Origin of the sequence: Rhodococcus sp. NCIMB 12038 (assembly GCF_002165735.1) — a bacterium.
In the GTDB taxonomy this organism is placed as follows: domain Bacteria; phylum Actinomycetota; class Actinomycetes; order Mycobacteriales; family Mycobacteriaceae; genus Rhodococcus_F.
The window spans coordinates 124,419-137,460 of record NZ_NHML01000013.1; the positions used below are offsets into that span (position 1 = coordinate 124,419).

General features: G+C 66.6%; 11 protein-coding genes and 2 pseudogenes. 11 read left to right on the forward strand and 2 right to left on the reverse strand.

From position 1 onward, the window contains the following. Positions 1-78 precede the first annotated feature (78 nt). The 8 genes and pseudogenes from CA951_RS20995 to CA951_RS21025 all read left to right on the forward strand — a co-directional run bounded on the left by CA951_RS20995 (position 79) and on the right by CA951_RS21025 (position 6,698). Entirely contained in the window at positions 79-336 is a 258-nt protein-coding gene (locus CA951_RS20995) for a DUF3311 domain-containing protein (RefSeq protein WP_087558651.1), read from the forward strand. After that, positions 333-1,826 (forward strand): sodium:solute symporter, encoded by a 1,494-nt coding sequence (locus tag CA951_RS21000; protein WP_087558652.1) that lies wholly within the window; start codon positions 333-335, stop codon positions 1,824-1,826. The genes CA951_RS20995 and CA951_RS21000 overlap by 4 nt, the downstream gene beginning before the upstream one ends. Continuing rightward, the gene (locus CA951_RS21005; protein WP_087558653.1) at positions 1,827-3,443 is read left to right on the forward strand and encodes an amidohydrolase; all 1,617 of its coding nucleotides are present in this window, start codon (positions 1,827-1,829) and stop codon (positions 3,441-3,443) included. A gap of 222 nt (positions 3,444-3,665) precedes the next feature. Beyond that, a complete protein-coding gene (locus CA951_RS21010) occupies positions 3,666-3,893 on the forward strand; it encodes an Arc family DNA-binding protein (RefSeq protein ID WP_087558754.1) in 228 nt (75 codons plus the stop codon). Next, the gene (locus tag CA951_RS21015) at positions 3,890-4,309 is read left to right on the forward strand and encodes a PIN domain-containing protein (protein WP_087558654.1); all 420 of its coding nucleotides are present in this window, start codon (positions 3,890-3,892) and stop codon (positions 4,307-4,309) included. The genes CA951_RS21010 and CA951_RS21015 overlap by 4 nt, the downstream gene beginning before the upstream one ends. A 178-nt stretch (positions 4,310-4,487) precedes the next feature. Further along, positions 4,488-4,770: pseudogene (locus tag CA951_RS44380) on the forward strand (acetyl-CoA C-acyltransferase); the annotation flags it as partial. 145 nt (positions 4,771-4,915) lie between these two features. Then, positions 4,916-5,178 (forward strand): annotated as a pseudogene (locus tag CA951_RS44385) (hypothetical protein); the annotation flags it as partial. Between the two features lie 122 nt (positions 5,179-5,300). Continuing rightward, complete coding sequence (locus tag CA951_RS21025) at positions 5,301-6,698, forward strand: NAD(P)/FAD-dependent oxidoreductase (protein ID WP_179220259.1); 1,398 nt, start codon at positions 5,301-5,303, stop codon at positions 6,696-6,698. 163 nt (positions 6,699-6,861) lie between these two features. Here the strand turns inward: CA951_RS21025 and CA951_RS21030 are convergent, their stop codons facing one another. Then, complete coding sequence (locus tag CA951_RS21030) at positions 6,862-8,325, reverse strand: PLP-dependent aminotransferase family protein (RefSeq protein WP_087558656.1); 1,464 nt, start codon at positions 8,323-8,325, stop codon at positions 6,862-6,864. 103 nt (positions 8,326-8,428) lie between these two features. Further along, positions 8,429-9,550: an alanine dehydrogenase gene (gene ald, locus CA951_RS21035; RefSeq protein ID WP_087558657.1), complete on the reverse strand. Its 1,122-nt coding sequence runs from the start codon at positions 9,548-9,550 to the stop codon at positions 8,429-8,431. A gap of 218 nt (positions 9,551-9,768) precedes the next feature. Here ald and CA951_RS21045 point away from each other — a divergent pair, with 218 nt between their 5' ends. From CA951_RS21045 to CA951_RS21055, 3 genes are all read left to right on the forward strand, one after another. Then, entirely contained in the window at positions 9,769-11,139 is a 1,371-nt protein-coding gene (locus tag CA951_RS21045) for an aspartate aminotransferase family protein (RefSeq protein ID WP_087558658.1), read from the forward strand. 90 nt (positions 11,140-11,229) lie between these two features. Beyond that, positions 11,230-12,258: a phosphotransacetylase gene (locus CA951_RS21050; RefSeq protein WP_087558756.1), complete on the forward strand. Its 1,029-nt coding sequence runs from the start codon at positions 11,230-11,232 to the stop codon at positions 12,256-12,258. Positions 12,259-12,307: 49 nt separating this feature from the next. Further along, positions 12,308-13,039, forward strand: coding sequence for a sulfite exporter TauE/SafE family protein (locus CA951_RS21055; RefSeq protein ID WP_087558659.1), 732 nt, complete (start codon positions 12,308-12,310; stop codon positions 13,037-13,039). Positions 13,040-13,042 lie beyond the last annotated feature (3 nt).

Consider the following 13,042-nt stretch of genomic DNA (forward strand, 5'->3'; position numbering starts at 1 on the left):
GTGCCAGAGTGCACGTCGACCGGCACCGGACCAACCCGCGACGCCGGTCGACGCAGTCAGAATAGGAGCCCAACAATCATGTCCAACGAGGCAAAAAGCGCCTTACTCGCGATAGGTGTCCCGTTCGCCGGGGTTCTGGGCGGCATCGTGGTCCTGTCCGGTTCCACGGCCGCGGTCTTCGGAGTGCCGATCCTGTTCGCGTGGTTGTTCCTGTGGATGCCGCTCACCTCGCTGTGCCTCCATCTCGCCTGGAAGCTGTTCGACCGCAAAGATTTCGAAGCTGCCGAGCGTGCCGAAGCCGCCGCTGCGAGCACGGCGACGGGAGAACGGTCATGACCGCGGCGTTCTTCACGCTCGTGCTGATCCTCGCTCTCGGGGCGGGTGTGCTGTCGCGGCGCGGCAGCAAGAAGGAGATCTCCGACTACCTGGTGGGTGGCCGGTCGTTCGGTCCGCTGCTGGTCTTCATCCTGGGGGCCGGTGAGGCGTACAGCATCGGCACCCTGATCGGGTTCCCCGGCGGCGTGTACGCGCATGGCGCGAGCTACGGCGTCTGGTTCATCGGCTACATCCTGCTGGCTTACCCGATCGGGTACTTCTTCGCGCCGTACCTGTGGCGGGCGGGCAAGCGATACGGCGCCATGACGTTGCCCGACGTCGCCGGACGCCACTTCCGTTCGCGGGGTCTGGAATTGACGATCGCCATTGCGGCGGTCGTCTTCCTCATCCCGTGGGGCCAGCTTCAGCTCGCCGGTCTGCAGATCGCGCTGACCGGTTTGGGGATCTCCATCGACCCCACCGTCGCGGTCTTCGCGGGTGCGGCACTCACGCTGCTGTTCCTCATGCTGTCCGGGGTGCGCGCGCCGGCTTTCGTGTCCTACGTGAAGGACACGGCCCTGTTGCTCGGCGCCGTCCTGATCGGGCTGGCGGCAATCGTCCAGACCGGTGGGACCGAGAAGCTGTTCGCCGCGGCGGAATCCAGTGGCGGCACGGCCTCGCACTCCACGGTCACCGGGTCGTCCCTGACGTTCGTCCTGACGACGATCGTGTTCCAGTCGCTCGGGTTCTTCATCTTCCCGATCGTCGTGCAGGCCGTGCTCGCGGCGAAATCCGAGGCGACGATCAAGCGGGTCGCCAAGTTCAACCCGCTGTACATGCTGATGTACCCGTTCCTGGTCGCCGCCGCGTTCGGTGCGATCACGCTGCTGCCGACCAAGCTCGAGGGAACCGAATCCGACCAGGTGCTTCTGCGGCTGTCGAGGCAGGTGCTGCCCGACTGGCTGACCGGTGTCGTTGCCGGAGGCGCGGCACTCTGCGCGATCGTGGTGCTGTGCGGGGCGGCCCTCGGCATCGGTGCGATCGTGTCGCGCAACATCATTCCCGGGATCCCCGAATCCCGCCAGCGGATCTGGGTACGCGGAGTCGTCGTGGCATATCTCGCGATCTCGCTCCTGCTCACCCTCGCGACGCCTCAGCTCCTGCTGACCCTGGTGAACACCGCGTATTACGGCGTCACGCAGGCCGCCGTGGTGTTCGCGACGATGGTGTTCGGCTGGAAACTGCGCCCCTCAGCCCTCGCCATGGGCGTGGTGCTCGGCGACGCCGTGGTGCTGTGGCTGTATCTCGACAAGCACGGCCCCGCGTCCGTGTGGCTCACCGAGCACGGTGTGAACATCGGCGCGGCCGCCCTGGTCCTCAACATCCTGTTCGTGGTGACGACCCGGCTGTTCTGGCCGGCCACCGACCCCGTCCGTGGCCTTCGCACCGAAGGTCGCACGCCCGCCGTCGCCGTGGAATCCACGGCCGCTCCCAGCCAAGTAGGTGCCTGAATGTCCCGAACACTGCTCACCGCCGACGCGATCCACACCCAGGACCCGTCGTCGCCGACCGTGGAAGCACTGGTCATAGCCGGCGACCGCGTGCTCGCGACCGGCACCAGGAAGGACATGGCCGACTGCGCCGGGATCGGCGCCAGCCGGCTCGACCTGCCCGGCGCCACGGTGATCCCGGGACTCATCGAGTCGCACATCCACCCCACCTACGCCGGTCTCACCGACGGCTGGGCGGACTGCCGGACGCCACCGTGCCGGTCGATCGCCGACATTCAGCAGGCGCTGCGTGCCTCGGCCGGCGGCAGTGGCTGGATCCGCGGTTGGGGTTACGACGACACCCAGATCGCCGAGGGACGGCACCCGACCCGGACGGACCTCGACGCGGTCAGCACGGAACGGCCGGTCATCGTGCTGCACATCTGCGGGCACTTCGCCGTCGCCAACACCGCCGCACTCGCGGCGGCGGGCATCGACGAGTCGACGGTGGCGGCGGACGACCCGCTCTTCCCCCGCGGGGACGACGGCCGGCTGACCGGCATGGCGTGGGAAATCGATGCGGTGTCGAGGCTGACCGCGGCGGTCCCCGCGCTGACCGAGCAGGAGGTGAACGGTGCGTTGCTCCGCAGCCTGCTGTCGGCTCGTGCGCGGGGAATCACCACGATCCACGACCTCGGCGTGGGCCTCTCGGCGGGCGAGCAGGAACTGGCCGCCTACCGCTCATTGGACGCATCGGGTGAGTTACCGGTGCACGTCGTCGGGTTCCTCCGCGGCGACCTGGCGCTCCAGGCCCTCGACGAGCGACGCGTCACGTTCGAGCACGCACCCGCGGCCGGAGCGCATTTCCGGCTGGCAGGCGCGAAATTCTGGGCCGACGGATCGATCCAGGGGCTGTCCGCCGCACTCCGCGCCCCGTACGCCTGCGACCCCGCTCATCACGGCGACCTGCTCTATCCGCAGGAGCAACTCGACGAGATGATCCTGCGGGTGCACCGCGCGGGTGGTCAGGTCGCCGTGCACGCCAACGGCGACGCGGCCGTCGGCGCCGCGATCACGTCGCTGCGGCGGGCGCAGGCCACCGACGGCCGGGTGGGACGGCACCGCATCGAACACTGCCAGGTGAGCGCGCCGAGCGACCTGGCCGCGATCCGGGAGTCCGAACTCGGGGTGAGTTTCTTCGTCAACCACGTCTTCTACTGGGGCGACCGCCACCGCGACCGGTTCCTCGGCGCCCAGCGCGCCGCCGACATGGATCCGCTGGCCTGCGCCGACGAACTGGGTCTGCGATTCGGGCTGCATTCGGACTGTCCGATCACGCCGATGGACCCGCTGGCGACCATCCGCACCGCGGTCACCCGGATGACGCGGGGCGGCACGGTGCTCGGCGGGGACCAGCGGATCGGGGTGGATCGCGCCATCCGGGCCATGACCGTCGACAGTGCGTACCTGGTCCACGACGAGACACGCGTCGGCACCCTGACGGCCGGCCGTCGCGCAGACCTGGTGGCGCTCGACGGCGGCCTCGGCGATCTGGGCGACGGCACCGTCGACATACCCCGTCCGGCGCGGGTGATGATCGACGGCGAATCCGCGCACCAACCGGTGTCGGCCGGGTAGCGGCAAACAGAAGGACGGGGCCCGGTGATCCGGCCCCGCCCTTCGCGCGCGACGAACGTAACTGGAACCGACTGCCCGACCTGCGGATATCAGCCCGCTTCGCGCCGGGACCTCGTTCACTCGTCTGCGGCGCTCACGATCGGTGACACGCGATTGCCACTCTGGGCCGCCGTCCTCCGACACCCTGGGTGAATCATTAGTGTGATATCGGAGGTGGTCACGGTGGAACAGATCCTGATCCGCAACCTTCCCGCGGGAACCAAGGCTGCCCTGCGGGCGCGTGCTGAGCAGCATCACCGGTCGGTCGAGGCGGAGGTACGCGAAATCCTCGGCGAGGCCCTCGAGCGGGAGCCAGTCACGCTCGTCGACCTATTGAGCACCGATGAGGGTGCCGACATCGAGTTCGAGCCCGAGCGCCTCGGTTTGGCTGCCCGAACTGCTGAGTTGTGAAGTATGTCCTGGACACCTACGTCGTGTCCGCGCTGCGGGTTCGGGGCCGCAACCGGTCGGTCGAGGTCTGGGCGGCGTCGGTGCCGGTGGCCGACCAGTTCGTGACGGCCATGACTATTGCCGAGATCGAGCGAGGCGTAAGCGCCAAGGAGCGATCCGACCCGAAGCAGGGAGGGGTCCTGCGCCGGTGGTTCGACGAGCGGGTCCTGCCGGCCTTCGCTGACCGTGTGTTGCCATTCGATCTGTCGGCCGCACGGGTGCTGGCCACCTACCGGGTGCCCGAGCATGCGCCGTTCGACGACGCTCTCATCGCCGCTGTCGCCCAGGCCGCCGAGATGACCGTGGCGACGCGCAACGCCAAGCACTTCGACCCGCTCGGTGTCCGATGTGTCAACCCGTGGGAACCGAATCCCTGAAAATCCGACTTCGGTGTAAACGCCCGTCGACCGGGCGATAACTCGAGTGCGGTCAATGAGGCTCGCTGAGCTGTCCGGTACGGCCGGCCTCGCTCGGCGGACGAATCGGGATGCCGTGATGCCGTGCCAGTCGCCCGGCCGTCTTCCTGCTGACGCCGAGCATCGCGGCGATCTCGGCTTGCATCGAGCCGGCCTGGATCTCTCGGATATCGATCTCGTGGAATCCACGAAGCGTTCGCAGCAATGGTGATTCCCACCTATCGAGAACTCGGTGTCCCACTCGAGAAGGTCAATCTGTTCGGGGGCGCTATCGCGCTGGGCCACCCGTTCGGTATGTCCGGGTGCCCGCATCACAGGAACGCTGATTCGTGGATTGCGCTCTCGGGGTGGGCGTTACGGACTTCGGACGATGTGCGTGGCGGGGGCAAGGGATGGCCATGGTTGTGGAACTGTTCGGCTGACAGCGACGCGCCGACAGGGGCATCGACCGACCGGCGGTCGCAGCAGCCGCCGTCTGCGATCACACCTCGCGAGGTGTGGCGCGCATCGCATCGACTGGTGTAATCTATCAACCGACTGTTTGAATCAAGTGCGGTTGCAAAGGAGATGGCATGCACATGTCAGCGGGAAGGGCGTCGTGATACCGGAGGTGCGCGAGGGCAAGGCCGCGCCCACGCCGTCGCATTCGCCCGAGAGGGCGCGGATGTCGTGATCATCGACATTGCAGACTGATCACCAGCGTTCACTACCCTGTGGCGGTCGAGAAAGACCTGGCCGAGACCGTTCGCCAGGTCGAAGCACTGGACCGACGGGTGATTGCGGTGAAGGCGGACGTCCGCTCCCAGGACCAGTTGAACGGGGTCGTCGAGCAGGCTTTCACTCATGACATTCAGAAATGGACGCATGGTCGACTACCACGACTTCGGCTGATCCAGGCGAGTTCAGCACACCCAACCACGAACATCAAAACCAGAGCTACCGAGGAATGACCATGGAGAACCGAGAAAACCGCTTCGCAATCGTCGGGGCCGGACCGAACGGCCTGATCGCCGCCCGCGCCTTCAAACGCGGCGGGCTGGACTTCGACATCCTGGAGCGGCACGATGCCGTCGGCGGAATCTGGAACATCGACAACCCGAACAGCCCGGTGTACCAGACATGCAACTTCATCTCTGACCGCGCCAGTAGCGCCATGGTCGGATACCCCATGCCGGAGGGAATCCCGGTGTTTCCCGCCTGGGACGAGGTACGCGATTTCATTCGTGCGTTCGCACGCGACAATGATCTCGAGCAGTACGTCATCACGGGGAAAGAAGTGACCGAAGCCCACCCCATCGAGACCGATGGGGGCCAGCGCTGGGTTGTCAAGACTGCAGATGGAGCCGAGACCCTCTACCGTGGCGTCGTGTGGGCCTGCGGTCTCCAACGAACGCCTTACCTGCCTGAGATCAACGGTCTCGAAAACTTCACCGGCGACGTCATCCACAGCTACAAGTACAAGCGGATCGAACAGGTCGTCGGTAAGCGGGTTCTGGTCATCGGAGCAGGAAACAGTGGAGTCGATATCGCGTGTGATGCGGCAATAGCCGGTGAGATGGCGCATCTCTCCGTGCGTCGCGGATACCACTTCTTTCCCAAGCTGCTCTTCGGCCAGCCCATCCTGCAGGTACTGAGCCGCAGCGGGAAAGTCCCCGATGCCGTCACTCCGCTCAGCAAACTCAGCGAAGCCGAGGCCATGCAGTTGGCTCTCCAGAGCGTCGGCGACCTAACCTCGTACGGTCTGCAAAAGCCTGACCACGAGGTCGGCGCAACGCACTACATCATGAACGACCAAGTGCTCTACCAAATCGCGCACGGCCACATGCAGGCCCATCAGGACATCGATTCGATCAGCGAGAAGACCGTGCGATTTGTCGATGGCACCTCTGCAGAGGTCGACCTCATCATTTGCGCGACCGGGTATGTCTTCGACATTCCGTGGTTGGACCCCGAGCTTCTCGATTGGGACGAGGACTCGCCGAAATTCCATCTCGGCACCATTGCGGGCAAAGTCGAAGGACTGTACGCGGCTGGCGCCGTGCACTTCCCAGGTCTGACGTACCTCACGTGGGACCGCTTGATCCAGCTGGCAGTGTGGGATGCCAAGCGGCTGATGACCGGCGCCGGCCAGGAGTTCAGAGACGAGATCATGAACTACGATCCGCCACTGAAGAACGACAACCTACTCGCGACTCATCGCAACATCAATCAGCATGACATGGCCAAGCTCATCGCCATGACCGACGAGTTGCAGGCTCGCTACGGGATCGAGATGCCGGCATCTTCGTCAGACGACTTCTACAGCCGCCCGCCGGCGAAGCAGATCGTCGCAGCCGCGGCATCCGCATAAGAGGCCTGTGTGGGTCCAAGGGTGCTGGTCGTCAGGCGGCGTAAAGGGCAGACGATGAGGGGGTGAGGTCACGTGTCACTCGACGGGGGTGGATCTGTATTCGAGGATCTCGTCGAGCCGGCGATCCATACCGAGGCCTCACCATATGTAGCACGGTTTCCCGCTACCGGCGCAGACTCGCCTGGCACGCCTGACCGAGGAGGGCGATGCCTTCCTCGATGGAGCGCAAGGGGATCGCCCCGTAGCCGATGCGAAAGTGGTTGCGGGGCGGTACCGGTTGGGTGAAGAAGATGTCGCCCCGTTCGATGAGGACGCCGCGGGCCTCGGCCTCCCGCGTGAGGACCCGGCAGTCGAGATTCTCCGGACCGGTCATCCACAGGCTGACCCCGCCGGGCGGGTACGGCTCCTGCGGCCAGGGGAGGTACTTGTCGACGGCCGCGCACAGGCGTTCCCATTTGTGTTTCATCTGAGTGCGGTGATGGCGCAGCGCCCGGTGATACTCGCCGCTGTCGATGAGCATCGCCAGGGCCCGCTGCTGATGACCCGGTGGGTGCCGCAGCACGTACCGGCGGGCTTTGCGCAGTTCACGCACCAGATCTGCGGGTCCGACGAGGTAGCCGAGGCGCAGACCGGGGGCCAGGAACTTCGAGAACGTGCCGAGGTACACGGCGTCGCCGCTGGAGTCGAGCGCCTTGAGCGCCGGGCTGGGGCTGCCGTGATAGCGGAACTCGCTGTCGTAGTCGTCCTCGACGATCACGGTGCCGGATTCCGCGGCGAGCTGCAGCAGACGCTGCCTGCGGTCGATGCCGAGCGTCACGTTGGTCGGATGGTGATGGCTCGGAGTCAGATACATCAGGTCCGTGCCGCGCAGCGTCTCCGGCGGTCGCAGGCCGTGCGCGTCGACGTCGATGCCGTACACCTGAGCGCCGGTGCGCAGGAAGATGTGTCGCGCGTCGAGGTAACCGGGGTTCTCGATCGCGACGCGATGTTCGGGTCCGAGGAGTACGCGGCCGACGAGGTCCAGTCCCTGCTGGGAACCGACGGTGACGAGAACCTCGTCCGCACCGGCCTCGATTCCGCGCGACGGCAGCAGGTGCTGGCGGATCATGTCGATCAGCATCGGATCGTCCGCGCCGACGCTGTCCTGCAGGCTGGCGTAGGCATGCGGCTGGTACAGGGCGTCACGCAGGCACCGGACCCACGCGCGGGCCGGGAAGCTGCGGATGTCGATCTGCCCGGCCAGGAACGGATACGGGTAGCTGTGCCAGTCGAGGTTCTTCTCGATGTGCGGAACGTCGGCGTCGGGGTACCGCCGGATGCGGGACGACCAGTCGATGCGCGGGATGGTCGCGCGGGCGTCGGATGCGAGCGTCTCGATCATGTCGGGATTGACGAACATGCCCGAACGCTGGTGGCTTTGAACGAGTCCCTCGGCGATCAGTTCCTGATATGCCAGGTTGATCGTGTTCCGGGAGATCGCGAGATCGACCGCCAGTTCGCGCGAACTGGGGAGGCGGTGGCGTGGATCGAACAGTCCGTTGGCGATGCCGTGTTCGATCGCCCGCCGAACCTGCCGGTAGAGCGGTTCGGCGGAATTGCGGTCGATCTCGATCAGTGTTCTCGGCACGCATCGCCTCCTGTGGATCCAAGAGTGGCCAGGTGTAGGCCGACCCGGCACGCCGAGAAGTTCCCGAACGAGCACTTCTCAGTATGCCGGGCCGGCGGCGAAATCAAACGAGGTTGAGCGCTTCGTCGACGCCGACCGACTCGATGCCGAGTGCGGCACCGACGGCGTCGTTGGTCAGTCGCCCGGAGATCGTGCTGACTCCGGCGCGGAGCGCGGCGTTCTCCCGGGCCGCGCGGGCCAGGCCCTTCTCCGCGATCTGCAGCGTGTACGGCAGGGTCACGTTGGTGAGCGCGTACGTGGAGGTGTGGGGCACCGCTCCCGGCATGTTCGCCACGCAGTAGAACACCGAGTCGTGGACCTTGAACGTGGGGTCCGCGTGGGTGGTGGGACGCGAGTCCTCGAAGCAACCACCCTGGTCGATCGCGATGTCGACGAGGACGCTGCCCGGCTTCATCCGTGAGACCAGCGAGTTCGAGATGATCTTCGGGGCCTTGGCGCCCGGGACGAGCACGGCACCGATGACGAGGTCGGCCTGCATGACCTCCTGCTTGATCGAGTAGGCGTTGGCGGCGAGGGTGCGGATCCGGCCCTGGTACATGCGGTCGGCGGCGCGCAGCTTGTCGACGTTCTTGTCGAACAGGACGACGTCGGCCCAGGTGCCTGCGGCGACGGCGACGGCGTTCATGCCCGATACGCCGGCACCGATCACGACGACCCGCGCCGGGGACACACCGGACACGCCGCCGATCAGTACACCCCGGCCACCCTCCGGTCGCATGAGTGCCTGCGCACCGACGAGGGGGGCGAGCCTGCCGGCTACCTCGCTCATCGGGAACAGCAGCGGCAGCGAACCGTCGGGAAGCTGAACCGTCTCGTACGCAACCGAATTCGTGCCGGCGGCGAGCAGGGCCCGGGTGCACTCCTCGCCCGCGGCGAGGTGCAGGTAGGTGAACAGCGTGAGGTCCGAACGCATCCGGTGGTATTCCTCCGCGATGGGCTCCTTGACTTTCAGCAGGAGTTCCGCGCTCTGCCACACGGCGTCGGCGCTGTCGAGGATCTTCGCGCCGGCCGCGCCGTAGGCGTCGTCGCCGATCGACGAGCCCTCCCCCGCACCGCGTTCCACGAACACGTCGTGCCCGTGGGCGACCATCTCGTGGACACCGGCAGGAGTGGCCGCCACCCGGTACTCGTGGTTCTTGACTTCCTTGGGGATACCGATCCTCATCTGAGACCTCCGTTAGCTGGGGCTGTTCCGCTCCGACCACATGCCGTGGTCCCCGAGCGATACCGAAGTCTGGATCACTCTGGCATGGGACCAGAAGGACCAGTTGAGCACCGTCTACGGGGACCAGTCTGGACCCATCGAATACCGCTCTTCTGGTTCTGACCTGCGGTCCGCCTCGTCGGTATGTTGTGGATCACAGCCATTCGACAACGAAGGAGATGGTCGTGGACGTCACCGAATTGCGAGCACGGGCCCGCCGGCACCTCGGACCTCATTTCACCCGCAAGGACACCTGGGAAAGCGACTTCCCGGTGTTCGTTCGCGGCGAGGGAAGCTATCTGATCGACACCGAGGGAGACCGTTTTCTCGACGGTCTGGCTGGTCTGTTCTGCGTGAACATCGGTCACGGCCGCGACGACATCGCGAAGGCGGCGAGCGAGCAGATCGGGACGCTGGCGTACGCGTCCAACTGGGGCAGTGCCCACATTCCCGCGATCGAGGCGTCCGCGCTGATCGCCGACCTGGCGCCCGGTGACCTCGGGACGACATTCTTCGTCAACTCCGGTTCCGAGGCCGTGGAGACGGCGGTCAAGTTCGCCCGCCAGTACCACCGCAGCCAGGGCAACCCGCAGCGAACCAAGATCATCAGCCGCGAGATGGCCTATCACGGAACCACTCTCGGCGCCCTCTCGGTGACACAGCTGCCCAAGATCAAGGATCCGTTCGGCCCGCTGCTGCCCGGGGTCCGCTCGGTACCCAACACGCTCGGTTACCTCGGCGACTGCGGCCCGGCGAACGAACTCGACTGCATTGCCGCGATCGAAGCCGTCATCGAGGAAGAGGGCGCCGAGACCATCGCCGCCGTGTTCGCCGAGCCGGTCCAGAACGGGCGCGGCGCCCTGGTCCCGCCGGACGGATACTGGGCCGCGTTACGCGCGCTGTGCGACAAGCACGGGATTCTGCTGGTCTCCGACGAGGTGATCTGCTCGTTCGGCCGCCTCGGGCACTGGTTCGGGTACGGACTCACCGGTGTGGTTCCGGACATGATCACGTTCGCGAAGGGCTCCACCTCGGGATACGCCCCGCTCGGCGGCCTGATCGTGCGTGAGCAACTGGTTCGCGAACTCTACGACTCGCCCAAGGGTGGCGTGTTCACCCACGGCGCCACGTGGGGCGGGCACCCGGTGTCGACGGCGGTCGCGGTCGCAAACATCACCGCGATGCGCGACGAGAACGTGCTCGGCAACGTCAGCGCACGCGGCCCGAAGCTGAAGTCGGCACTCGATTCGCTGATGCGCTCGCACCGCTGCGTGAAGGACGTCCGCGGCACCGGCTTCTTCTACGCGATCGAACTGATGGCGGACAGCGACAGCGGCCGCGAGTTCACCGAGCAGGAGTCGCTGACGGTGCTGCGCAAGGTGCTGCCGGAGGCGTTCGCCCGCACCAAGGTTATCCTCCGCGGCGACGACCGCGGTGCCACGATGCTGATGATCTCGCCGCCGCTCGTCGCCGACGACGAGGTGCTCTCGGAACTGCTGCACGGCATCGACAGCATGCTCACCGACATCGAGAAGGCAATCCAGCCGTAAGGGAAGGGCACCTTCCCCGAGTTCCAACGGGTGGCGGTCGTCGTCATCGACGACCGCCACCCCTCTTCGTATCGACGGGAGAGCGAGGCCATGGCCCCGGGCGTCACCACTGCACCCCCCACCGACGTTGCACGTCTGAATGATTCATCGCTGATCGACCACTGGACCGCCACCCTGAGCGGCCGGAACCGAACCGTCGCGCTCGCGGACGGAGAAGACGGACGCGCGATCTGCGCGGCGCACCATCTGCACCACAAATGTGTCGTTGCCCCGCGCCTGTTCGGGCGGCGGGACGTCATCCGGCGCACCGCGGAGGCCGCGGGCATTCCGCTGGCCGAGGAACTCGTCGTCGACCTGGACGAGGCCGCAGCCGATCCCGCGATCCGCGGCGCCGTCGAATCGGGATTCGCGAAATATCCCGACCGGATCGAGGCGGCGCTGTCGGATCCGGTGTGCCTGGCCGCGGCGGCAGTGCGCGCCGGGGTGGTCGATGCCGGTGTCGCGGGTGCGAGCAGGCCGACGTCCGACGTGTTGCGGGCGGGGCTGCGCATCGTCGGGCTGGCACCCGGTTCGAACACCCTGTCCAGTGCGATCCTGATGTTGCTGCCGGACGGCAGGCAGTTGACGTTCTCCGACTGCGCCGTCGTCCCCGACCCGACGGTCGAGGAATTGGTCGACATCGCGCTCGCCGCCAGCGCCACCCACTTCCAGCTCACCGAGCAGACCCCGATCGCGGCGATGCTGTCGTTCAGCACCCAGGGCAGCGCCAGCCATCCGCGGGTGGAGAAGGTCCGCGAGGCCGCGGAACGGGTGCGCGTCCGGGACCCACAGTTGCACGTGGACGGGGACCTGCAGTTCGACGCCGCGCTGGTCGCCGAGATCGGCGCGTCCAAGGCGCCCGGGTCGCGGGTCGCCGGTCGCGCGAACGTCCTGGTGTTCCCGAACCTCGACGCCGGTAACATCGGGTACAAAATTGCCCAGCGGCTCGGCGGTGCAATAGCCTTGGGGCCCATCCTCCAAGGATTGGCCGCGCCGTGGAACGACCTGTCCCGCGGATGCACCGGCAGCGACATCGAATTGATGGCGCTGGTGAGCGCAGTCCAATCCCTCGCCATCTGAGCGGCGGACCGGCACGACACCGTGCCACCGGATCGAGAAGGGAGTCGCGATGACGATGCTCCTCGTGGGTGCCCTGTGTATCGGCATCGCCTCGGTCATCGGCGGTGCCACCGGGTTCGGCACGGCACTGATCGCGACGCCGGTGATGCTGATGATCGGATTCGCCGTTCCCGAAGTGGTATTCGTCAATCTCGTCGCCGGGCTGATCACCCGGATCGGCGCGGCGTATCACCTGCGCGAACACATCAGCTGGGGACGGGTGGCACTGCTCGGTGGGGGCAGTCTGCCCGGCGCCTGGCTGGGTGCGGTCACGCTCGGACTGATGCCGGAACAATATCTGAAGCCGGCGGCGGGAGTCGTGGTCATGCTGTGCGGGATCGCGATGGCACTCCCGACCCGGGCGGACACCACGCGGACCCCCTCCACCACCGCGCACGTCCTCACCGGCTCCGTGGGCGGTTACCTGGGCACCACGACTTCCCTCAACGGACCGCCCCCGGTGTTGTTGCTGATGCGCGCGCGGCTGCCACCGATGGCGTTCATCGCAGATCTCGCAGGCTATTTCATCGTCGCCAACATCATGGCCCTCGGTGTCCTGTGGTTTCACGACGAGATCACGGAGTCGATGTTCTGGCCGCGCCTCCCGGTCTTCGTGACGGCGGCGGTGATCGGTAACGTCGCCGGACTGGCGATCGCCAGGCGACTGCCGCCGGGCGTCTTCCGTTCCGCCGTCATCGTGCTGGTGATCGCCGCCGGTGCGACGACGTTCCTTCTCGGCTGAGCG

What these genes read in the sequence shown, in the direction of transcription:
- CA951_RS21050 (WP_087558756.1), top strand. Translation starts at nt 11,230, where the DNA reads ATGGCCCCGGGCGTCACCACTGCACCCCCCACCGACGTTGCACGTCTG.
- CA951_RS21045 (WP_087558658.1), top strand. Translation starts at nt 9,769, where the DNA reads ATGGTCGTGGACGTCACCGAATTGCGAGCACGGGCCCGCCGGCACCTC.
- CA951_RS21025 (WP_179220259.1), top strand. Translation starts at nt 5,301, where the DNA reads ATGGAGAACCGAGAAAACCGCTTCGCAATCGTCGGGGCCGGACCGAAC.
- CA951_RS20995 (WP_087558651.1), top strand. Translation starts at nt 79, where the DNA reads ATGTCCAACGAGGCAAAAAGCGCCTTACTCGCGATAGGTGTCCCGTTC.
- CA951_RS21005 (WP_087558653.1), top strand. Translation starts at nt 1,827, where the DNA reads ATGTCCCGAACACTGCTCACCGCCGACGCGATCCACACCCAGGACCCG.
- CA951_RS21055 (WP_087558659.1), top strand. Translation starts at nt 12,308, where the DNA reads ATGACGATGCTCCTCGTGGGTGCCCTGTGTATCGGCATCGCCTCGGTC.
- ald (WP_087558657.1), bottom strand. Translation starts at nt 9,550, where the DNA reads ATGAGGATCGGTATCCCCAAGGAAGTCAAGAACCACGAGTACCGGGTG.
- CA951_RS21000 (WP_087558652.1), top strand. Translation starts at nt 333, where the DNA reads ATGACCGCGGCGTTCTTCACGCTCGTGCTGATCCTCGCTCTCGGGGCG.